Below are 21,034 nucleotides of genomic sequence, written 5' to 3' on the forward strand. Positions count from 1 at the left end.
CAGGCTGGATTCCCATGGCTTCGATCCGCATCGCGATGGCGCAGTTCGACTTCCCGGTCGGCGATGTCGCCGGCAACACCGAGCGCATCATCGAGATGATCGGCCAGGCGCGCGATGAGTACGGCGCCGAGCTGGTGATGTTCCCCGAGCTGGCGGTGAGTGGTTATCCGCCGGAAGACCTGCTGCTGCGCCCGGGCTTCCTGTACGAGTGCGAGCAGGCGATGACCCGAATCGCCGCGGCCTGCCGTGGCATCACCGCCGTGGTCGGCTGGCCGCAGGCGGCTGGCGCGGTGGTCTACAACGCGGCCAGCGTGCTGCGCGATGGCCTGGTCGAGCAGACCTACCGCAAGCGTGAGTTGCCCAATTACGCCGTGTTCGACGAACGCCGCTACTTCGATATCGATCCGGACGGCGGCAGCTGCGTGTTCGAGGTCAATGGCATTCCGGTCGGCCTGCTGATCTGCGAAGACCTGTGGTTTGCCGAGCCGCTGGCCGACACCGTGCGCGCCGGTGCGCAGCTGGTGGTGGTGCCCAACGCCTCGCCTTACGAGCGCGGCAAGCACGCCCAGCGCGACGCGGTGCTGGCCGCACGCACCCGCGAGAGCGGGGCGGCGATCGCCTACCTCAACGTGGTGGGCGGCCAGGACGCGCTGGTGTTCGATGGCGCCTCGGTGGTGGCCGATGGCGACGGTACCGTGCATCCGGCGGCGGCGGCGTTCGTCGACCAGTGGCTGGTGGTGGAGTACGACGGCGAAACCCGCCGCTTCATGCCGCATGTGTGGATGGACGACGGCGACGAGAGCATGGACGCGCTGGCCTGGCGCGCCGTTACCCGTGGCATCCAGGACTACTGCCGCAAGAATGGCTTCAGGAAGGTGTGGCTGGGGCTGTCCGGTGGCATCGATTCGGCGCTGGTGCTGGCGTTGGCCGTGGACGCGATGGGCGCCGAGAACGTCACGGCCGTGCGCCTGCCGTCGCGCTACACCGCCGGCCTGTCCAATGATCTGGCCGCCGAGCAGTGCCGGGCGCTGGGGGTGAAGCTGGAGGCGGTCTCGATCGAGCCGGCGTTCAAGGGCCTGATGGAATCGCTGGCGCCGATGTTCGAAGGCACCGCGCCGGACGTGACCGAAGAAAACCTGCAGTCGCGCAGCCGCGGGGTGATCCTGATGGCGTTGGCCAACAAGTTCGGCGGCCTGTTGCTGACCACCGGCAACAAGAGCGAGTACGCGGTCGGCTACGCCACCATCTACGGCGACATGTGCGGTGGCTATGCGCCGCTGAAGGACCTGTACAAGACCGAAGTGTTCGGCCTGTCGAAGTGGCGCAATACAGTGGGTGGTGCACCGGTCATCCCGCCGGCGGTGATCAGCCGCCCGCCGTCGGCCGAACTGCGCGAGAACCAGCTGGACCAGGACTCCCTGCCGGCCTATGACGTGCTGGACGGCATCCTGTACCGCTACATCGATCAGGAACAGTCGCGCGGGGAGATCGTCGCCGCCGGTTACGACGCGGCCGTAGTTGACCGCGTGCTGCGCCTGGTGCGCATCAGCGAGTGGAAGCGGCACCAGGCCGCACCGGGGCCCAAGGTCTCGCGTCGCGCGTTCGGCCGCGAGCGTCGTTACCCGATCAGCAACGGCTACAAGGGGTAAGGGCGGCCCGGCCCCCCTTCCCGGGTAGGTGCGGACCTTGGTCCGCACGGTGTTCGACGATCATCCACGCAGGGCGTGGAACTACTGCGCGGCGTCCAGCAGTTTTTCCAGGCCGATGCCTTCGGCGGCTTCGTCGAAACGGGCATCCGCCAGGCGAGCGCGTACGAACGCCAGCCCATCCGCAGCCGCTGCATCCAGCGTGCCTCGATGGTCAACCGGATATCGACGGAATGCTACCGGCTCGCCTCGCAGGGTCAGGCCTGCGGCATACAGCAGGGTGGTCAGATAAGGCACATCGCGGTCTTCGCTGCCATGGCCCAGCATCAACGGCTGGCTGAAACCGCGGCGTGGTACGCCCAGATAGTCGTGAAGCAAAGCCCAGATGCCGGGCACGCTGGTCAGTGGTGCGCTGAACATCGACCCGGTATCGGCCCCCTCCAATGTGGCCGCCAGCTCGCCCAGGCATTGCTGGCGCGCCAGCGCGACCCGCGCGCGGCCTTCATCGCTGAGGACGCGGTCGATCTGCGGTGCAACCTGCAACAGGCCGTCGAGCAGATAAGCGTGATACGCGTCGAGCGCGCCGGGATTGGCGACGCGGTTGTCCGGCTTCATCACCAGGGCGGTCAGCTCCACGGCGGTGGGCGTTCCCGTGGTGAAGCTGCCGCGGTAACGCAACGACGCCCCACCGTAGGTGGGCGCGAGGTAGCCTGCAGTGAGCGCGGCGGCGCCGCCCTGCGAATGACCCACCGAGACCCAGCGGGGGGAAAGGCGGTTGCCGAGTAACTGGTGGCTGGCCTTGACGAGATCGATGGCGTTGCGCGCGGCAGTGCGCACGTGCAGGTAGGCATGGTCGCCTGGAGTTCCGAGGCCTTGGTAGTCCGCGGCGACGACGGCGTAGCCCTGTGCCAGGAACTGATCGAGGAAGCGCCCGTCGCGTTCGGGTTGGTAGGGGCCGGAGACCGAGGGCGCGCAGTGATCGGCGATGCCCTGGGTGCCATGTGCCCAGGAAACAACCGGCCAGCCGCCCGCTGGCGCCGTGCCTGCCGGCAGATAGAGCAGACCGGTGCCCTGCGCCAACCGGCCGTGATGATCGGGCGTGCGGTAGCTGAGCAGGTACGCCTGGGATGCCTTGGAGGGCACCCAGGCGGCACGATAGGGCGCTGCGCTGAGCAGCTCGCCCGGCTCTGCGGCCTGGACGGCGATGGGCAGGCCCAGCAGGGCAGCGGTGACGGCGGCCAGCAACGGGCGGGCGCGGAAAACGGATGGGGACATGTGGACTCCAGACAGGCGGAAATGGCCGTGCGCCGGAGTGTGGAGGGCGGTGCGCGTGCGGTCTGGGAACGGCATCGCAACGGCAGGGAATTCGTAGTATTCCTAGCGCCAGCGAACCATCCACGCATGGCCTGGACCTACCCACAAAGAAAGGGCCCCTTGCGGGGCCCTCTGCTTTCTTATTTCTTTTCCAGTCGCGCGTTGCGCTGGCCGGTGCTGGCGGACTTCTCGCCGGCGAACGGGTTCAGCTTGCGGATCATCCACGGGTACTTCGGCCACTTGCCTTCCAGCCACGGGTGGTCCGGCTGGTTCAGCTGCAGGACGCGGCGGGCGTCGTCGGCCAGGGTCTTGTTGCCCAGGTGGGTGTAGGAATCGGCCAGGACGGCCACGGCGTCGTACTGGAACGCGCTCTGCGGATAGGTTTCCAGCAGGTAGTTGGCGCGGCCGACGGCCGAGACCCAGGCGCCGCGGCGCATGTAGTACAGGGCGTTGTCCAGCTCGTGCTGGGCAAACACGTCACGCAGTTCCAGCATGCGCTGGCGTGCATCGGCGGCGTAGCGGCTGTTCGGGTAACGGTCAACCACAATGTTGAAGTCCGAATACGCCTGGTGCGGCGTGGACAGATCACGGCGGCTGGCGTCCAGGGACCATACGCGACGCAGGAAAACCGTACTGCGGTTGGAGTTGGCCAGGCCGCGCAGGTAGTACATGTACGCGATGTTGCGGTGGGTCGGGTAGGTACGGATGAAGCGGTCGATGCTGGACACCGCATCATCGTGCTTGCCGGCCTTGTACTGCGCGTAGGCGGTTTCGATCATCGCCTGTTCGGTGTACGGACCGTACGGATACTGGGCCACCAGGCGGCGGAAACTGGATTCAGCCCCGCTCCAGTTGCCACCCTGCATAAGCTTGTGGCTCTTCTCGTACAACTGTTCGACCGGCGTCCCTTCATCGGGCCGATCGCCCTTCTTGGCGCCACGGTGGCAGCCGGTGGCGGCGATGACCAGCACCAGCAGCAGGGCGGTGAGGCGGACGGGCGCGGAGAGCATGGAGGAGCGTCGGATCATGAGGTCGAGGCGGGACGCGGCTGGAATACGAAGGGTCGATGATAGCCTAGTGTCCTGTCCAGCGACTGAAACCGGCCGCCGGGACCCCAAAATTTCAAAGAATGCCCCCTGCCATGTCTGAACAACCCTCTGAATCGGCCCGCCAGGCCATCGTCCCCGACACCGCTGCCGGCCGCCGTTTCGACGCCGTCGTGGCCGAACTGTTCCCCGAATACTCGCGTTCGCGCCTGACCGAGTGGATCAAGGCGGGGGAGGTGCTGCTGGATGGCGCCCAGGTGCGCCCGCGCGATCCGCTGCGCGGCGGCGAGGTGGTGACCCTCAACGTGGTGCTGGAAACCCAGACCGACGCCCAGCCGGAGGACATCCCGCTGGACGTGCTGTTCGAGGATGAGCACCTGCTGGTGATCAACAAGCCGGTCGGCCTGGTGGTGCACCCGGGGGCCGGCAACCACAGCGGCACCCTGGTCAACGCCCTGCTGTTCCGCGACCCGTCGGTGGCGGTGCTGCCGCGCGCTGGCATCGTGCATCGCCTGGACAAGGACACCAGCGGCGTGATGGTGGTGGCCAAGACCCTGGAAGCGCAGACCGCGCTGGTCGAGCAGCTGGCCGCACGCGACGTGCATCGCCAGTACCTGGCGATCGTGATGGGTGCGCTGGTGGCCGGTGGCACCGCCGATGCCCCGATCGACCGCCATCCGCGCGACCGCCTGAAGATGGCGGTGCGCGAGGACGGCAAGGAGGCGATCACCCACTACCGACTGCGCGAGCGCTTCCGTGCGCACACCGCGCTGGAGTGCCGCCTGGAAACCGGGCGTACCCACCAGATCCGCGTGCACATGGCGCACGTGCGCCATCCGATCATCGGTGACCCGCTGTACGGCGGTGCGCTGAAGCTGCCCAAGGGCGCAAGCGACGAGTTGGTGGCCGCGCTGCGCGGCTTCAAGCGCCAGGCCCTGCATGCCGAGACCCTGGAGTTCACCCACCCGATCACCGGTGAGCCGGTGCGCAATACCGCGCCGGTGCCCGAGGACATGCTGCACCTGATGAAGGTGCTGCGCGAAGACAGCGAAGCCTTCGCCGCGCGCGAGCGGGACCGCTGGTGACCACCGCGCTGCCGTTGCTGAAGGCCGACTGGCCGGCGCCTCCGGGCGTCCACGCGCTGACCACGCGCCGGCATGGCGCGGGCATCTCGCCGGCACCGTTCGCGCAGTTCAACCTGGGCAACCGGCACGCGGCCGAGGGTGACACCCCGGCCAACGTCGAGCACAACCGCCAGCTGCTGCAGCAGGGGCTGGCGTTGCCGTCGGCACCGCACTGGCTGCGCCAGGTGCACAGCAGCACCGTGCTGCGCTTCAACGCGCCGCCGGTGCCGGGTGCCGCCGAGCCGGTGGCCGACGCCGCGGTGACCTCGGTGCCCGGCGTGGTGCTGGCGATCCTGACCGCCGACTGCCTGCCGGTGGTGTTCGCCGCCGCCGATGGCAGTGAGGTGGGCGCGGCGCATGCCGGCTGGCGTGGCCTGGCCGACGGCATGCTGGAGGCCACCGTGGCGGCCATGCAGACGCCGCCGGCGCAGTTGCGCGCCTGGCTGGGACCGGCCGCCGGGCCGGCCGATTACGAGATCGGTGAAGAGGTCTACCACGCCTTCGTCGGACACGATCCGGCCGCCGAGGTGGCGTTCGCAGCGACCCGCGCAGGTCATTGGAAGGTGGATCTGTTCGCGTTGGCCCGCCAGCGCCTGCAGGCGGCGGGCATGGACCCGGCGCAGGTATACGGCGGCACGGTGTCGACCATGGCCGATCCGGACCTGTACTCGCACCGGCGCGACCGCCGCACCGGACGCATGGCGACGCTGGCCTGGATCGCACCCTGACTACGCCCCTGTTTGCACGGGTACTGGGGCCGGCCTTCGCCACCCTGGCACCGCCGGTGCAGGCGCTGCACGCCGCACCACAGCCGTGCCGCTACGTGGGGAAGGCGCGGATCCAGCGCGGGCGTCACGGGCTGGTGCCGCTGCTGGCCGCAGTGGCACGGTTGCCGAAGAGCGGCGACGCGCTGCCAACCGAAGTGGTATTCAGCACACACGGGCAGGGCGAACAATGGGCGCGGCGCTTTGGTCGCTGGCCGATGGTGTCGCGGCTGTGGGCGCATGAGGGATACCTGCGCGAGCATCTGGGCGCGGTGCGCTTCGAATTCGACCTGCAGGCCCGCGAGGGTGGCATCGACTGGTCGGTGCGCCGGGTCTGGGCGTTCGGGCCGCTACCGCTACCGGGGCGCTGGTTTGGTGGCGTGCGCTGCCGTGAAGCCTGGCAGGGTGAGCGCTACACTTTCCTGGTCGATGTGACTTTGCCCTGGGTGGGAGCGCTGATCCGCTATGAAGGCTGGCTCGAACCGCAGTGAGGCGGCTGCCGATGGCGGCAGCGCGGTGATCGTGTTCGACGGCGTCTGCGCGCTGTGCAGCCGATGGGTGCGGTTCCTGCTGCGTTTCGACCGCAACGGGCGCTACCGCTTCGCAGCGATGCAGGGCGCGCAGGGCAGCGCACTGCTGCGCACGCACGGGCTGGACCCGCAGGACCCGGCCTCGTTCCTGCTGCTGGATACGCAGGGCGCGTGGACCGATACCGATGCGATCCTGCGCGTGCTGGCGGGGCTGGGCGGTGCCTGGCGCCTGACCTGCGTGCTGCGGTCAGTGCCGCGCGGCTGGCGGGATGCCGCGTATCGCGTGCTGGCGCGCAACCGCTACCGCTGGTTTGGCAGGCATGATGCGTGCCACCTGCCGGCGCCGGAACACCTCGCGCGGTTCCTGGATTGATCGCCTGTCTTCTGTAGCGTCGAGCAAGCTCGACGCTACAGGGGCGGCCTCGTCAGCCCTCCAGCACGTCCAGATAGCTGCGCCGCCAGTGGTTGATGTCGTAGGTGCGCAGGTGCTCCATCATTGCGTGCCAGCGTTCCTTGCGCCTGTGCAGCGACATCGTTGCGGCCGTTGCGATGGCGTCGGCCACGCCGTCCAGATCGTGCGGGTTCACCAGCAGCGCCTGCTTCAGTTCGTCGGCGGCGCCGGCCAGCAGCGACAGCACCAGCACGCCGGGATCGTCCGGGTCCTGCGAGGCCACGTATTCCTTGGCCACCAGGTTCATGCCATCGCGCAGCGGGGTGACCAGGCCCACCGCCGCCGCCCGGTAGAAGCCGGTGAGGGTGGCATGGGTGAAGTTCTGGTTGACGTAGCGCAGCGGCGTCCAGTCCGGCTCGGCGTGGCCGCCGTTGATGTGGCCGGCGATCTGCTCCAGCTGGCTGCGCAGTTGCCGGTACTCGGTGACATCACCCCGCGAGACCGGGGCGATCTGCAGGTAGGTCAGCGAACCGCGCTGGTCCGGATGGCGCTCCAGGTAGCGCTCGAAGCCGAGGAAGCGTTCGGGCAGGCCCTTGGAATAGTCCAGGCGGTCGACGCCGATCGCCAGCTGGCGGTCTCGCAGGCTGGCGCGCAGGTTCTTCACAGCCGCCTTGGCCGCGGCGGTACCGGCCTGCCGCGCGATCAGCTCGGTGTCGATGCCGATCGGGAAGGCGGCCGCACGGAACCGGCGCCCACCGGGCGCTTCCAGTTCGCCGTTGTCGAGCACGCGGCCGCCGCCGAACAGGCGCAGGTAAGTCTGGAAGCGATCGGCATCGCGCTGGGTCTGGAAGCCGACCAGATCGTAGGCGTACAGCGCGGAGAACAGCCGCAGGTGATCGGGCATCGCCTGCAGCAGGTCGGCCGAGGGCATCGGGATGTGCAGGAAGAAGCCGATGCGGCAGCCGATGCCACGCTCGCGCAGCAGCGCGCCAAGCGGGATCAGGTGGTAGTCGTGGATCCAGACGATGTCGTCTTCGCGCAGCAACGGTGCGAGCTTGTCGGCGAACAGCGCGTTGACCTTGTGGTACGTCTCGCGGGTACCGCGGTCGTAGTCGACCAGGTCGAGGCGGAAGTGCAGCAGCGGCCACAAGGTGCGGTTGGCGAAGCCGTTGTAGTAGCCATCCACCTCGCGCTTGCTCAGGTCCAGGGTGACGAATTCGATGTCGCCGTCCTTCTGCGTGTGCAGCGTGCCACTGCCATCGCGCACGCTCTTGCCGCTCCAGCCGAACCACATCCCGCCGCGTTCCTTCAGCGCGGCAAGCAGGCCGACCGCCAGGCCGCCGGCACGGTTTTCGCCGGGCACGGCTACACGGTTTGAAACCACAACCAGACGGCTCACGACGCCTCCTGCCAGGATCGCGACAGGCGCATCGCGGCGGTGATCAGGCCGACGTGCGAATAGGTCTGCGGGAAATTGCCCCAGGCCTCGCCGCTGTCGAAGGCCAAGTCCTCCGACAGCAGGCCCAGGTGGTTGCGCTGCTTCAGCAACGTCTCGAACATCTCGCGTGCCTCATCCAGACGCCCGATCGCGGCCAGCGCATCGATGTACCAGAACGTGCAGATGGTGAAGCTGGTTTCCGGTTCGCCGAAGTCATCCGGTGCCACATAGCGGTACAGCGAGTTGCCATGCTTGAGGTCGCGGCCGATGGCTTCGACGGTCGCGATGAAACGGGCGTCCAGTGCATCGATGAAGCCGATATCGGCCAGCAGCAGCAAGGAGGCGTCCAGTCGGTGACCACCGAAGGTATCGGTGAAGTGGCCAAGCTCGTCGCTCCAGGCTTCAGCCATGATGCGCGCGTGGATGGTGTCGGCGCGCTCGCGCCAATAGTGCGCCCGGTCGTCGCGCTTCAGGCGCACGGCGATCTTGCACAGACGGTCGCAGGCCGCCCAGCACATCGCGCTGGTATAGGTGTGCACCTCGGTACGGCCGCGGAACTCCCACAGGCCTGCATCGGGTACGTCATGCAGGGCGAAGGCCTGCTCGCCGAGCGGTTCAAGGCGGGCGAAGGTGTGTGCGTCACCCGGGTCCTGCAGGCGGCGGTCGAAGAACAGCTGGGTGGAGGCCAACACCACGCTGCCGTACACATCGTGCTGGCGCTGCACCCAGGCCAGGTTGCCACGGCGCACCGGGCCCATGCCGCGGTAGCCGGACAGCGTGGGCACCTCGTCCTCGTCCAGCTTGGCCTCGAAGCCGATGCCATACAACGGCTGCAGCGTGCCGTCGGTGGTAGCCAGGTTGAAGATGTAGCCGAGGAACTGCTCCATCGTGCGCGTGGCGCCAAGACGGTTCAGTGCACGCACCACGAAGGCGGCATCGCGCAGCCAGCAGTAGCGGTAATCCCAGTTGCGCACGCTGCCGGGCGCTTCCGGAATGGAGGTGGTCATCGCCGCGATGATCGCGCCGCTGTCCTCGTACTGGCACAGCTTCAGCGTGATCGCACTGCGGATCACCGCGTCCTGCCATTCCAGCGGAATGGACAGGTAGCGCACCCATTCGCGCCAGTAGTCGCGGGTGCGCTGGAAGGCTTCCTGCACATAGCCGCTGATCGAACGGTTGAGCGATTCGTCCACGCCCAGGATCAGATGGATCGGATGGTTGAGCACAAACGGCAGGCCATCACGCACGAAGCGCACCGGCACGTCGGTGGTGAGCCGCAATACGTGTTCGGGCAGGATCCAGCGCACATGGTTGCTGCCCCAGGTCGACTCGGGAACGCGTGCGCCCCAGTCCGCCAGCGGTCGCGCACGCACGGTGATGCGTGGGCTGCCGGACAAGGGGCGCACCTGGCGGATCAGACTGACCGGCCGGTAGAAGCGGTCGTTCTGGCGCCAGCGCGGGGCGAAGTCCAGGATTTCCAGTGCGCCGCCGTGCGTGTCACGCAGCACGGTGCGCAGGATCGCGGTATTGGTGAGGTATTCCTGCTCGCTGTCGGCGAAGTCCTCCAGCTCGATGGCGAAGTCACCACCGGTCCGCTGGTTGGGACCCAGCAGGGCGCAGAACGTCGGGTCGCCGTCGAAGGTGGGCAGGCAGCTCCAGACAACACGGGCATGTTTGTCGACCAGGGCGCCGAAGCTGCCGTTGCCGACCACGCCCAGATCAAGATCGGGTTGGGTCATCACGCGGTACATCTCGGTTGCGGCCGTGGGGGGGGGCCGGGTCAATAGGCATTCTCACGCAGCCAGGCGTGCACGCTGCGTATGTCGGGCAGTGCGAACACCGCCGCGCTGGGTTCACGTTCACCCACCAGCACGCTCCAGCCATGCTGGCCGTTGGCAGCATCGAAGCCGAATTCATCGGTGAGGTCATCGCCCATGAACACAGGCAGGCGGCCGCGGAACGGCAGGTATTGCATCATCCTTCGTATCGCGCGGCCCTTGTCGGTGCCGACGGGAACGAACTCGACCACGTGGTCACCGGGCTGCAGGCGATAGCTGGTGCGGCCGCGCACGTGGCGGTCGGCGAATGCGCGGACGTCGCGGGCGGCGTGTGGCGCACCGCGCCAATGCAGGGCCAGGCCCACGCCCTTGTCCTCGACCAGTACGCCAGGATGCCCATGGGCGAAACGCATCGCCTGCTGGTGCAGGGCGTGCAGCCATTCGGCGGTGTCGTCGTCGTGCTCGTCGCGCAGGACGCGGCCATCCTGGCCACGCAGTTCGTGGCCATGCAGGCCGGCGGCGGGCAGCTGCAGCGGAGCGAACAGCTGGTCCAGCTGTTCAAGCGGGCGACCACTGACCAGTGCCACGGCACCTTCCAGGCGGTCGCTGATGCGGCCGATGGCTTCACGCACATCCGGCAGCAGCTGCACGGCATCCGGGCGCGCAGCAAATTCGATCAGGGTGCCATCGACATCGAGGAACAACGCGCAGGCGTCGTCCAACAAGGGCGGTGGCGGACGCAGGGGGAGCGGTTCAGCCATGCCCCCACCTTGCCAGCGTGGGCGTGTAGGGCAGGTCGAGGCAGGGCGACAGTTCACTGACCTGTCGGCCCTGGACCGGCGGCGGGGCAGCGCCGACGGGGTAGAGTCGACTGTTAGTCGACTATCGCGCGCAGCGCGGGATTTTCGCGATCTGCGCGAAGAGCAGTCGACTAACAGTCGACTCTACCCCGCCGGCTCCACCGGGTCGATTCTGTGAATCAGAACGTATAGCGGACGCGGCCGTAGTAGTACGCGCCGTTGCTGCCGATCGGCGACAGCACGTCGTACGGCAGGTTGCCGAAGTAGTGGATATCGCTGTTGGATCGATCCGGGTAGTTGTCCGTCAGGTTCTGGCCGCCAATGGCCACGCTCCAGCGCGGGGTGATGCGGTACTCCACCTCGGCATCCAGCTGCCATTCGGCCTGGTAGGTCTGGCGCGGGATGTAGCCGTCACCGAAGTTGAACACGCGGGTGGCGCTGCCATAGCGGTTCACGCGGGTGCTCAGCGACCAGTGGTCGTTGCTCCAGGCTGCCGAGAAACTACCGCGCGTACGCGGCGTGGCATCGGTGAGCGTGTTGGTCTCTTCGATGCCGAACAGCACGTAGTCCGGGTTCAGTGCGCGCAGCTGCGCCGGCGTGGCGAGCACGTTCTTCAGCGTGGTCCTGGTGTAGGCGTAGGTGCCGGTCAGCAGCAGCTGGCCATCGCCCAGCGACTGGCGCCAGTTGCTCACCAGTTCGGCGCCACGGGTGCGGGTGTCGGCGGCGTTGACGAAGAAGCTGGCGCTCTGCAGGCCGGTGACGCCGTAATTGGCCGCCACATAGTCGGTCAGCGCATCACCGGTGATGCTCTCCGACAGCGCGATGCGATCGTCGATGTCGATCTGGAAGAAGTCCAGCGACAGGTCGAAGTGCTCGCCGATGCGGCTGGTGAAGCCCAGCGAGGTGTTGATCGACTTCTCAGGCTTGAGGTTCTGCGCACCCAGGCCACGCGCGATCGGATTGTTGACCGACAGCAAACGGCCCTGCACCAGCTGGCCGCCGGCGTTGTAGCCGGTGGAGGTGGATTCGTAGCCGATCTGCGCCAACGACGGTGCACGGAAATTGTTGGAAATGGCACCGCGCAGCGCGAAGGCCGGCGTGAACGCGTAGCGCAGGCCGAGCTTGCCGGTCAGTTCGCCACCGAAGTCGTCGCTGTGCTCGTAGCGTGCGGCCAGATCGGTGGAGAACGTTTCGCCGAACTGGCTGGACAGGCTGGCATAGGCACTGGCCACATCGCGCGACAGGCGCGCCGCATCCTGCGGGGTCAGGCCGCCACCGGCCTGCGAGCCGGTCGGGCGATCGGTGTACGGGCCAGCGGCGTAGCTGGCCGGGTCACCCGGACGGGTCTGGTAGCGCTCGTGGCGCGCTTCTGCGCCCAGTCCCAGGGTGTGGCTGATGCTCTCGCTCTGGGTGAACACGCGGCTCAGATCGAGGTTGCCCACGGTCTGCGCGTACGCGTAGTCGGCAGTCTTGAAACGGGTCGGGCTGGTTGGGCCCAGCGAGGCGTTGAGCGAGTCGCGCAGGCGGTAGGTGAAGTCGTTCTGGCCGTAATCCACGCTGCCGTCGTAGCTCCACTCGCCCCACTGGCCGCGCACGCCGGCCACGGCCTGCACGTCGCGGTTCTCGCCTTCGGAGATCGGGCGGTAACCGTTCGGATAGACCTGCTTCCAGTTGGCATCGCCATCGGGGTAGCGGAAGTAGTTCGCGCCTTCGGTATCACGCTGGTTGAAGGTGCCGAACGCGTAGAACGTCGAGGTCTGGCCGACCGGGATCTCGGTGTTCAGCCACAGGTTGATGTCCTTGCTCTTGCCATCGCCCAGCACGTAGTTGCGCTTGCCCTGCAATGCCAGGTTGTCGGGGGTCTGGTCCCACGGCGGAATCTGGTCGAAGCCGGCGCGGTTGGTGCCGTTGCGGTGCTTGTATTCCAGGCCGACGCGCAGGAAGCCGCCGTCCTCGCCCAGCGAGGTGCCGACCTTGGCACTGATGTTGCCGGTCTGGCCGTCAGTGAGGGTGCGGCCGATCGGCTTGAGGTCGGTGTGGTTGGCGCCGTAGCTGGCCTCGATCTCGCCGCCGTCGCCGCCGTTGTCCAGGATCACGTTGATCACACCGGCGACCGCATCGGAGCCGTACAGCGCACCGGCACCATCGCGCAGCACTTCGATGCGCTTGATCGCGCTGACTGGAATCGAGTTGAAGTCGACCGGCGTGGTGCCCTTGCCGATCTTGCTGTCGGTGTTGACCAGCGCGGTGTGGTGGCGGCGCTTGCCATTGACCAGCACCAGCACCTGGTCCGGCGACAGGCCGCGCAGCTGCGCGGCGCGCACATGGTCGGCGCCACCGGAGTTGGACTGGCGCGGGAAGTTGAACGACGGCAGCAGCGCCTGCAGTGCGCTGCCCAGCTCACCGTTGACCACGCCGGCCTTGCGGATGTCCTCGGCGGTGAGCACGTCCACCGGCGAGGTCGATTCGAGCACGGTGCGGTCGGCGGCACGGGTGCCGGTGACGATCACCGTGTCCAGGTTGGTGGCGTCCTGGGCCAGGGCCGGGACGGCGGCGGAGGAAAGCGCGAGGGCGATGGCGAGGCCGAGCGGCGACGCGGGCAGGCGGGCGGACATGGGGGCTCCAGCAACAACGACGACGGGGAAGGGGGAGATAGTTTCACTTACATCCATCCGGATGAAGCGATATATTATCTTCGCGTGATGGCTGGTGCCGATGCAAGCCCCTGCCGGTCCGGCATGAGTTGATGCCCTGTTGGCATCAGCACGCCGGGCCGGCGGCGCTGTACGCTGCCGGCTCGCCCTGTCCCCCTTCCCCGGAGCTGTACCGATGAAACACCTTGGTCTCGTCTTTGCCGTGCTGCTGGCCACCAGCGGCTGCGCCAGCCTGTCCTCGCAGGCGCCCAGCGCCTATGCCACGGCCACCACCGCCGACCTGAAGGGCGATGCCGCACGCCCGTCCGATGGCCACGGCTGGGTACGCAGCGAGCTGTACTTCGGCGTGGGCGAGGAGCAGGGCGCGGGCAGCCGTCCGCAGGCCGACACCATCAGCGAGGCGCAGTGGCGCGCCTTCCTGGACAAGCAGGTGACCCCGCGCTTCCCGGATGGCCTGACCGTATTCGATGCCTACGGCCAGTGGCTGTTCCGCGGCGATGACGCGCCCAACCGCCTGCGCACCAAGGTGCTGGTGGTGCTGCATGAGGACACCCCGCAGCGTCGCGCCGATATCGAAGCGATCCGCCTGGCGTGGAAGCAGCAGACCCAGCATCAATCGGTGCTGTGGTCGCGGCAGCCGGTCGAGGTGTCGTTCTGAGTTGAAGGTGCCGCCGCGGTGCCGCAGGAAGCGATGATGAAACTCAGGGAATGCGTGCTGGGCCTGGTGCTGGCAGGACTGCTGGCACCGTCGGCGCAGGCACATGGCGACGACGGCGAAACGCTGCGGTTCCAGGTGGCCGCGCACGTGCAGGCGCATGCCGATCCCCAACAGGATGGCAGCATCGCAGTGCAGCTGTCGCCGTCAGGCAAGCGCCAGACGCTGGCGGGCGCGGCGGATGCCGACGGCAATTCGCGGTGGGGTCTGGAGGACGTCGATTTCGATGGCTACCCGGAACTGGTCGCGCGCGCATCGGTGGGCATGGTCAACGAAGCGGTGGCGGTATACCGGTTCGATCCGGCCAGCGCTTCGTATCGCGTGCTGCAGGCCGAAACCCACGGCAAGGACAGCTGCGGTGACCTGATGGGGCTGAGCGTGGACGTTGCCACCCGCACCCTCAGCAGCAGTTGCCGCAGCGGGCCGATGTGGTACACCGACCAGTACCGGTTCGCGGGTGCGAAGCTCTACCTGTACCGCGCCGAGAGCCTGTTGATGCTCGACGATGCTTTGAACGCCGCGCTGCAGTGGGAACAGACCGAAGAGCAAGGCCCGCTGGCGGTCTGGCGCACCTATGATCCTGCCGGCCGTGTGCTGGAGAGCGCGATTGCCGATGGCCTGGGTGCACCGCCCGATGGTCCGCTCCGTGGCCAGCAGGCCACCGTGATTCCAGCACGCCTGTTCCTGTTCGACCGCCCGGGCGCGCCCAGCACCAAGCGTTACCTGGTGCAGGGCGACCACGTGGAAATGCTGGATGAACAGGACGGTTGGATGAAGCTGCGCTACCGCAACCCGAAAAGCGGCGCGGTGGAAGGCTGGATCAACGCCAATGATTGACGAGACGCCTGCCCTCGGTTTGCACATCGTGGCGACGGGCGGCGTGCCCACGGGGGCATCACTTCATCAGGTCTAGCCTCGGACGTTCCCCCGTTCGAGGATGTATCCAATGAGCAAGCGCGTGGCCGAAATCGTGGTGGACGCCCTGCAGCAGGCGGGAGTCCGCCGTTGCTACGGCATCGTGGGCGATACGCTCAACCATGTGACCGATGCGATGCATGGCAGTGACATCGCCTGGGTGCACGTGCGCCATGAAGAAGTGGCGGCGTTTGCCGCCGGCGCCGATTCGCTGGTGAGCGGTGAGCTGACCGCCTGCGCCGGTTCCTGCGGCCCCGGCAGCCTGCACTTCATCAACGGTGTGTTCGAGAGCAACCGCAATCGTGCGCCGATGGTGCTGATCGCCAGCCAGGTGGTGACCAGCGAGCTGGGCATGGAATTCCCGCAGGAAGTGGACTTCAAGGCGGTGTACGCCAGCTGTTCGGTGTTCTGCGAGCAGGTGCACAGTGCCGAGCAGGCGCGGCGCGTGGTCACCCTGGCCTGCCAGGCGGCGATCAGCCGCCGCGGCGTGGCGGTGGTGATCCTGCCGGCCGACATCAGCCAGGCCGAAGTGAAGCACGATGTGCCGTTCTCGGTGCACTACACCCAACCGGTGCTGCGTCCTTCCGACGCCGAGCTGCAACGCATCGCCGAACTGCTGGGGCAGGGCAGGCGCATCGGTATCTACGCGGGTGCCGGTTGCCAGGGCGCGCACGCGCAGCTGCTGGAACTGGCCCGGCGCCTGCAGGCGCCGATCGCGCACACCTCGCGCGCCAAGGACTTCGTCGAGCCGGACAACCCGTACAACATGGGCATGACCGGCATCTTCGGCATCGAGTCCGGCTTCCACACACTGATGGAGTGCGACACGCTGCTGCTGCTCGGCGCCGATTTCGCCTGGGGCCAGTTCTACCCCGACAAGGCCACGATCATCCAGGTCGACCGCGATGGCAGCCACCTCGGCCGGCGCCATCCGGTGAACCTGGGCGTGGTGGGCGATATCGCGCCGACGCTGGATGCGCTGCTGCCGTTGCTGCCGCCGCGCGAGGACAGCACGTTCCTGGACGAATGCATCGAACGTCGCGACAAGGCGCTGAAGAAGCGCGAGCAGGAAGAGCAGCCGGGCGAAGGCGAGCTGATCCATCCGCAGCACCTGACCGCATTGCTGTCGAAGTATGCGACGGACGATGCGCTGTTTACCGCCGATGGTGGTTCACCGATGGTCTGGGTGCTGCGGCATATCCGCGTCAATGGCCGCCGCCGCACGCTGACCAGCCTGCTGCACGGCACGATGGCCAACGCGATGCCGCAGGCATTGGGCCTGCAGAAGGCGTTCCCGGGCCGGCAGGTGATCTCGCTGTCCGGCGATGGCGGCCTGGCGATGCTGCTGGGTGATCTGCTGACCGCGGTGCAGGAAAACCTGCCGATCAAGGTGGTGGTGTTCAACAACGGCTCGCTGAACTTCGTCGAGCTGGAACAGAAGGTGGAAGGCCTGCTGGACAACTACACCGATCTGAAGAACCCGGATTTCGGCCGCCTTGCCGAAGTGATTGGTTTCCACGGACGCACCGTGACCCGCAGCGAGGATCTGGAAGAAGCGGTGCAGGACTTCCTGTCGCAACGTGGCCCGGCATTGCTGGACGTGCATACCAGCCGCGCCGAACTGGTGATGCCGCCACAGATCGAGGCCAAGCAGGTGGCCGGTACCGCGCTGTATGCCGCCAAGGCGGTGTTGAACGGCCGCTTCGACGACGTGAAGCATCTGCTGGTGGACAACTTCCTGAAGAAGTGAGGGTTGGTCGATGCAGGGCTGCGCCCTGCACCCGCTACGAGCCAGAGCCAGAGCAGAAGCGGGTTTCCTGAGGGATGGCGGGGTGGGTCCGGTTGCGGGGGACGCCGTAAACCCGTCCCTGGGGGCTTGGCCGCGGCATCCATGCCGCGGACACCCCCGCAACCGGACCCACCCCGCCTTCGACAGCTTCCTGCAATCTGCCGGAACGGGATATTGCACTGGTGGGTGTCGACCTTGGTCGACACGGTAGATCCACGCCATGCGTGGATGAACGAAAGAATGATCGGAATGATCTTCTGTAGAGCCGAGCCATGCTCGGTTCGGAGGTTTCGCGTACAGCAGCCGGGCATGGGCTCGGCGCTACAACGAGAGCCTGCCTTTGCCTTTGCCTTTGATCTTTTGATTCTCTTCCGTGGCTGGCACGCGCAGGAAACTGTGGGAGGCCGGTCGGGATGGGCTGCGCAGGACCGTTGGCGCCATGGATGGCGCCATCGAGCCCCCAGGGACGGGTTTACGGCGTGTCCTGCGCAGCCCATCCCGACCGGCCCAACTCGCAATGCCATTCGACTAACAGTCGACTCTACCCGCGCCCAGCCACGAGGGGCCCCGCCGTTGGCTGGAACCCATCATTCCACCGCGGAATTGGCGCCCGGGCCCCGCTGGGCCTACCATCGGCGGTCCCCACCCCCACCGCCCCTTCCATGTCCGCTCCCGCTTCCGCCGCACCGCGTCGCTGGTTCGTCTCCGGCGACTTCAACGGCTTCTTCGGCCTGGTCGTCGACAACCTCTCCATCCTCGGCTTCATCGCCATGGCCCTGGTCGGGATCTTCCAGTTCCCCGCCGACGTGGTGTTCGGCCGCATGTTCCCCGGCACCGCTTTCGGTGTGCTGGTCGGCAACCTGCTGTACACGCTGATGGCGCGGCGCCTGGCGGCGCGCACCGGCCGCGACGATGTCACCGCCATGCCGCTGGGCTTGGATGCACCGACCAGCATCGGCATGGCGCTGCTGGTGCTCGGCCCGGCCTTCCTCGCCTTCAAGCAGCAGGGCATGGACCCGCACGCGGCCGGCATCGCCACCTGGCAGCTGGGCATGGCCGCGCTGGTCATCATGGGCGTGCTCAAGTTCGTGCTGTCGTTCTTCGGCGAAGCGGTCACCCGCGCGTTGCCGCGTGCGGCGCTGCTCGGTTCCATCGCGGGCATCGCGCTGGTGCTGATGGGCCTGCTGCCGCTGCTGGAAACCCTGCGTTCGCCGCTGGTGGGCTTCACCACGCTCGGCCTGCTGCTGTACGTGCTGATCGCCAAGGGCAAGCTGCCGGTGCGTGGCCCGGGCGTGCTGCTGGCCTTCGTGTTCGGCACCGTGCTGTATTACGGCCTCGGCGTGGCCGGACTGGGTGCACCGGGCTTCCATGTGCCGGAATGGGTGCCGCCGCAGGTGGTGCTGCCGCTGCCGACGCTGGGCTTCCTTGAAGGCCTGCCCACGGCGATGACCTACCTGCCGTTGCTGCTGCCGTTCGGCCTGCTGATGGTGGTCGGTGGCATCAACGTGTCCGAGAGCGCACGTGCGGCCGGCGATGACTATCGCACCCGCGACATCCTGCTGGTGGAAGCGGTGGCGACGCTGGTGGCCGGTGTCTGCGGCGGCGTTGCGCAGACCACGCCGTACATCGGCCAGCCGGCCTACAAGCACATGGGCGCACGCAGCGGCTACACGCTGCTGACCGGCCTGTTCGTTGGCATCGGCGGCATGCTCGGCATCATCTCCGGGCTGGTGCAATGGCTGCCGCTGGCGGTGCTGGCTCCGATCATCGTCTACGTGGCCATCGACATCACCACCCAGGCCTTCCAGGCCACGCCGCGCCACCACGCCGGTGCGATGGTGTTCGGCTTCCTGCCGTCGGTGGCCTACCTGCTGGCGATCAAGGCGCCGGGCTGGATCGCACCGGACCAGCTGCCGCAGCTGCTGACCAAGCTCGATGGCCATGGCCTGCCGGAACTGGCGGTGATCTTCACCCTCGGCAATGGCTTCATCATCACCTCGATGCTGTGGATTTCCGCCGTGGCAGCGATGGTCGATGGCCGCCTGCGCCGCGCCTGTGGCTTCCTGCTGGTGGCGGCGCTGCTGACCCTGTTCGGCCTGATCCATTCGGTGGACCCGCGCGGCGGCATCTACCTGCCGTGGGATCTGGAAGGCCTGGCGCGCATCATCAGCTGGCAGTTCGCGGGCGCCTACGTCGCACTGGCGGTGCTGCTGGGGTTGTTGTCGCTGCAGAAGCAGCCGGTGAAACCGCTGGGTGACGGCACCGATCATTGACCGGGGACGCCGGGCATTGCCCGGCGCTACCGTTTTCTTTCCGCCTCGGGATGTTGTAGAGCCGAGCCTGCGCTCGGCTGCTCCGAGCCGAGCATGGCTCGGCTCTACAACAGGAGTTGCAGGCGGCGGTATCAGCGCGCTCCATCCAGCTCGGGGTAGTGGCGGAAGATGCCTTGGGTGTTGAACGCCAGCCGCCGTTCCGAGCGCAGGTAGGCGGCGATGTTCGGCCGCTTCGCCACCCGCTCCTGCAGCGCACGCAGCAGGGGCAGGGTGGGGCCGAGGGCCTGCATGCGGCGCGGGAACATGTAGTCCAGCCCGCTCAGCAGCTGGAACAGCGACAGATCCACATAGGAATGCTCGCGCAATGCATGTCGGCCTCCGTTGGCGGCCAGTACCTGTTCGAAGTAGCCAAGGAACTTCGGCAGGCGTTCATCGCGCAGCGAGACCGCCCGCGCCTTGGCTTCGGTCTTCTGTTCTTCGTAGTACTTCGAGGCCGCGATGGGGTGGTGGGTGTCGTGCACCTCGGCCACCAGGTCGGCGATGGTCAGCTGCAGCTGCAGCGCCTGCATCCGGCGTGAGGCGGCCTGTGGCACCAGGTCCAGCGTCGGGCCGAGGAAATCTAGGATCGCCGCAACCTGCGCGATGACCTGCCGGCCGGCCTTCAGGAACGGCGGCGCGAACGGTTGTGCGCCTTCGCTGCCACCGTCGAGGAACGGCTGCATCACCGCATCGCCGTGCACCCGTGCCATGTCGATGTAGTCCGCCTTGGCATCTTCCAGGGCCAGGCGCACGAATTCGCCACGGCCCTGGATGCCGGTCCAGTAGAACAGCGCGTACTGCATGCCCGTTTCTCCAGAAGACGAGGGCACAGCCTCGCGCGTGCGGTGCAAAGCGGGCGTGAGCGTTGCCTGCGTGCAGGCTCCAACCCCAACGGTAGCGGAACAGACCGGGAACCCGCTGCAATCAGCGAGGTCACACCTTCTCCATGCGTGTGAAACGAGGTGCTGCATCATGCAGACTGGCAAGGCGGTATGGCCCTGGGTGTTGGGTGTGGTGGTGATTGGTGGCGCGGGCGGTTGGTTGTTCCGCGATCAGCTGAAGAGTCTGGCAGACGGTATCCCGGTGCCGGTGCAATCAACTCCCGCCAGTACCAGCGCACCGCCACAACCGCAGGCGGCAGCGGAACCCGCGCCAGCGCCGCCGCCGATCAAGCATCCGCTGGATACCGAAGCCGCCGCCGACCCGGCGCTGCCGAAACTGGCTGACAGCGATGCCGCTGCCTGGGGTGCACTGAGCCAGCTGTTCCAGAGCGAGGGGCCGCTGACCCTGCTGCTGCGCGATCACCTGATCCAGCGCCTGGTCACCCAGGTCGACAATCTGGACAAGCCCAGTGTGCCGTCCACCGCGCTGGCCGCACGGCCGCTGCCGGGCAGTCTGCAGGTCGAGTCCGCTGAGGACGGCGAGCGGATCGCTGCCAGCAACGGGGCACGCTACGCGCCCTATGTGCAGGCATTCACCGCGGTGGACCCGGCGGCGACGGCTACCGCGTACAAGCGCTTCTATCCGCTGATCCAGCAGGCCTATGTGGACCTGGGGCGGCCTGAGGGTTACTTCAACGACCGCCTGGTCGCGGTGATCGATCACCTGCTGGAGACCCCGGACCTGGCGCAGGCGCCGCTGGTGCAGCGCGATGAGCGCGGCCGCTACCGCTTCGTCGATGCGACCCTGCAGTCGCGATCGATCGGCCAGAAGGCGCTGCTGCGCATGGATCCGGCGCAGGCGCGGGCGGTCAAGCAGCAGCTACGGGCAATCCGCAGCGCGATCACCCACTGAACCCGTCCACCGCACGCAACTGAT

The 21,034-nt window shown here is 67.4% G+C and carries 17 protein-coding genes; 10 read left to right on the plus strand and 7 right to left on the minus strand.

Features of this window, described 5'->3' with window-relative positions; all coding sequences use genetic code 11:
* The first annotated feature begins 14 nt into the window (after window positions 1–14).
* The gene (locus AC5P8Z_RS05610) at window positions 15–1,649 is read left to right on the plus strand and encodes an NAD+ synthase (RefSeq protein ID WP_286069613.1); all 1,635 of its coding nucleotides are present in this window, start codon (window positions 15–17) and stop codon (window positions 1,647–1,649) included.
* 81 nt (window positions 1,650–1,730) lie between these two features.
* On the opposite strand, the gene AC5P8Z_RS05615 is transcribed toward AC5P8Z_RS05610, so the two are convergent.
* Both AC5P8Z_RS05615 and AC5P8Z_RS05620 read right to left on the minus strand, forming a co-directional pair.
* Entirely contained in the window at window positions 1,731–2,921 is a 1,191-nt protein-coding gene (locus AC5P8Z_RS05615; RefSeq protein WP_495228402.1) for an alpha/beta hydrolase, read from the minus strand.
* A gap of 179 nt (window positions 2,922–3,100) precedes the next feature.
* Entirely contained in the window at window positions 3,101–3,988 is an 888-nt protein-coding gene (locus tag AC5P8Z_RS05620) for an outer membrane protein assembly factor BamD (RefSeq protein WP_286069611.1), read from the minus strand.
* A gap of 113 nt (window positions 3,989–4,101) precedes the next feature.
* On the opposite strand from AC5P8Z_RS05620, the gene rluD reads away from it, so the two are divergent.
* From rluD to AC5P8Z_RS05640, 4 genes are read left to right on the plus strand one after another with little or no spacing between them, the layout of a single operon-like run.
* Window positions 4,102–5,091, plus strand: coding sequence for a 23S rRNA pseudouridine(1911/1915/1917) synthase RluD (gene rluD / locus AC5P8Z_RS05625; protein WP_019660164.1), 990 nt, complete (start codon window positions 4,102–4,104; stop codon window positions 5,089–5,091).
* Window positions 5,088–5,858 (plus strand): peptidoglycan editing factor PgeF, encoded by a 771-nt coding sequence (gene pgeF / locus AC5P8Z_RS05630; RefSeq protein ID WP_495228404.1) that lies wholly within the window; start codon window positions 5,088–5,090, stop codon window positions 5,856–5,858. The genes rluD and pgeF overlap by 4 nt, the downstream gene beginning before the upstream one ends.
* Entirely contained in the window at window positions 5,843–6,385 is a 543-nt protein-coding gene (locus tag AC5P8Z_RS05635; RefSeq protein ID WP_495228928.1) for a DUF4166 domain-containing protein, read from the plus strand. Before pgeF ends, AC5P8Z_RS05635 begins: the two co-directional genes overlap by 16 nt.
* Window positions 6,360–6,797: a thiol-disulfide oxidoreductase DCC family protein gene (locus tag AC5P8Z_RS05640; RefSeq protein WP_295566608.1), complete on the plus strand. Its 438-nt coding sequence runs from the start codon at window positions 6,360–6,362 to the stop codon at window positions 6,795–6,797. Before AC5P8Z_RS05635 ends, AC5P8Z_RS05640 begins: the two co-directional genes overlap by 26 nt.
* Window positions 6,798–6,849: 52 nt before the next feature.
* On the opposite strand, the gene otsA is transcribed toward AC5P8Z_RS05640, so the two are convergent.
* From otsA to AC5P8Z_RS05660, 4 genes are all read right to left on the minus strand, one after another.
* Window positions 6,850–8,214: an alpha,alpha-trehalose-phosphate synthase (UDP-forming) gene (gene otsA / locus AC5P8Z_RS05645; protein WP_295566605.1), complete on the minus strand. Its 1,365-nt coding sequence runs from the start codon at window positions 8,212–8,214 to the stop codon at window positions 6,850–6,852.
* The gene (locus AC5P8Z_RS05650; RefSeq protein ID WP_295566582.1) at window positions 8,211–9,992 is read right to left on the minus strand and encodes a glycoside hydrolase family 15 protein; all 1,782 of its coding nucleotides are present in this window, start codon (window positions 9,990–9,992) and stop codon (window positions 8,211–8,213) included. Before AC5P8Z_RS05650 ends, otsA begins: the two co-directional genes overlap by 4 nt.
* Window positions 9,993–10,033: 41 nt before the next feature.
* Window positions 10,034–10,792, minus strand: a complete 759-nt coding sequence (otsB, locus tag AC5P8Z_RS05655; protein ID WP_286069605.1) for a trehalose-phosphatase — start codon at window positions 10,790–10,792, stop codon at window positions 10,034–10,036.
* A 218-nt stretch (window positions 10,793–11,010) separates the two neighbouring features.
* Window positions 11,011–13,446: a TonB-dependent receptor plug domain-containing protein gene (locus tag AC5P8Z_RS05660; RefSeq protein WP_295566579.1), complete on the minus strand. Its 2,436-nt coding sequence runs from the start codon at window positions 13,444–13,446 to the stop codon at window positions 11,011–11,013.
* A 214-nt stretch (window positions 13,447–13,660) separates the two neighbouring features.
* Between AC5P8Z_RS05660 and AC5P8Z_RS05665 the strand changes: the two genes are divergently transcribed.
* From AC5P8Z_RS05665 to AC5P8Z_RS05680, 4 genes are all read left to right on the plus strand, one after another.
* A complete protein-coding gene (locus AC5P8Z_RS05665; protein WP_495228407.1) occupies window positions 13,661–14,143 on the plus strand; it encodes a DUF3574 domain-containing protein in 483 nt (160 codons plus the stop codon).
* Between the two features lie 36 nt (window positions 14,144–14,179).
* Entirely contained in the window at window positions 14,180–15,037 is an 858-nt protein-coding gene (locus AC5P8Z_RS05670) for an XAC2610-related protein (RefSeq protein WP_295566575.1), read from the plus strand.
* A gap of 109 nt (window positions 15,038–15,146) precedes the next feature.
* Window positions 15,147–16,865 carry a thiamine pyrophosphate-dependent enzyme gene (locus AC5P8Z_RS05675; RefSeq protein WP_495228409.1) on the plus strand — a complete coding sequence of 573 codons (1,719 nt, stop codon included), beginning with the start codon at window positions 15,147–15,149 and terminating at the stop codon, window positions 16,863–16,865.
* 701 nt (window positions 16,866–17,566) lie between these two features.
* The gene (locus AC5P8Z_RS05680; protein WP_286069600.1) at window positions 17,567–19,177 is read left to right on the plus strand and encodes a SulP family inorganic anion transporter; all 1,611 of its coding nucleotides are present in this window, start codon (window positions 17,567–17,569) and stop codon (window positions 19,175–19,177) included.
* A 131-nt stretch (window positions 19,178–19,308) separates the two neighbouring features.
* Here the strand turns inward: AC5P8Z_RS05680 and AC5P8Z_RS05685 are convergent, their stop codons facing one another.
* Window positions 19,309–20,019, minus strand: coding sequence for a glutathione S-transferase (locus tag AC5P8Z_RS05685; RefSeq protein WP_286069599.1), 711 nt, complete (start codon window positions 20,017–20,019; stop codon window positions 19,309–19,311).
* Window positions 20,020–20,188: 169 nt separating this feature from the next.
* On the opposite strand from AC5P8Z_RS05685, the gene AC5P8Z_RS05690 reads away from it, so the two are divergent.
* Window positions 20,189–21,010 (plus strand): DUF3014 domain-containing protein, encoded by an 822-nt coding sequence (locus AC5P8Z_RS05690; protein ID WP_286069598.1) that lies wholly within the window; start codon window positions 20,189–20,191, stop codon window positions 21,008–21,010.
* Window positions 21,011–21,034 lie beyond the last annotated feature (24 nt).

The sequence above is a fragment of the Stenotrophomonas sp. YJH_SMC_17 genome (genome assembly GCF_059371655.1).

Bases quoted from the DNA above. Each gene is read 5' to 3' on its own strand.
- AC5P8Z_RS05610 (WP_286069613.1), top strand. From the start codon at position 15: ATGGCTTCGATCCGCATCGCGATGGCGCAGTTCGACTTCCCGGTCGGC.
- AC5P8Z_RS05615 (WP_495228402.1), bottom strand. From the start codon at position 2,921: ATGTCCCCATCCGTTTTCCGCGCCCGCCCGTTGCTGGCCGCCGTCACC.
- AC5P8Z_RS05620 (WP_286069611.1), bottom strand. From the start codon at position 3,988: ATGATCCGACGCTCCTCCATGCTCTCCGCGCCCGTCCGCCTCACCGCC.
- rluD (WP_019660164.1), top strand. From the start codon at position 4,102: ATGTCTGAACAACCCTCTGAATCGGCCCGCCAGGCCATCGTCCCCGAC.
- AC5P8Z_RS05640 (WP_295566608.1), top strand. From the start codon at position 6,360: ATGAAGGCTGGCTCGAACCGCAGTGAGGCGGCTGCCGATGGCGGCAGC.
- AC5P8Z_RS05650 (WP_295566582.1), bottom strand. From the start codon at position 9,992: ATGACCCAACCCGATCTTGATCTGGGCGTGGTCGGCAACGGCAGCTTC.
- otsB (WP_286069605.1), bottom strand. From the start codon at position 10,792: ATGGCTGAACCGCTCCCCCTGCGTCCGCCACCGCCCTTGTTGGACGAC.
- AC5P8Z_RS05660 (WP_295566579.1), bottom strand. From the start codon at position 13,446: ATGTCCGCCCGCCTGCCCGCGTCGCCGCTCGGCCTCGCCATCGCCCTC.
- AC5P8Z_RS05665 (WP_495228407.1), top strand. From the start codon at position 13,661: ATGAAACACCTTGGTCTCGTCTTTGCCGTGCTGCTGGCCACCAGCGGC.
- AC5P8Z_RS05670 (WP_295566575.1), top strand. From the start codon at position 14,180: ATGAAACTCAGGGAATGCGTGCTGGGCCTGGTGCTGGCAGGACTGCTG.
- AC5P8Z_RS05675 (WP_495228409.1), top strand. From the start codon at position 15,147: ATGAGCAAGCGCGTGGCCGAAATCGTGGTGGACGCCCTGCAGCAGGCG.
- AC5P8Z_RS05680 (WP_286069600.1), top strand. From the start codon at position 17,567: ATGTCCGCTCCCGCTTCCGCCGCACCGCGTCGCTGGTTCGTCTCCGGC.
- AC5P8Z_RS05685 (WP_286069599.1), bottom strand. From the start codon at position 20,019: ATGCAGTACGCGCTGTTCTACTGGACCGGCATCCAGGGCCGTGGCGAA.
- AC5P8Z_RS05690 (WP_286069598.1), top strand. From the start codon at position 20,189: ATGCAGACTGGCAAGGCGGTATGGCCCTGGGTGTTGGGTGTGGTGGTG.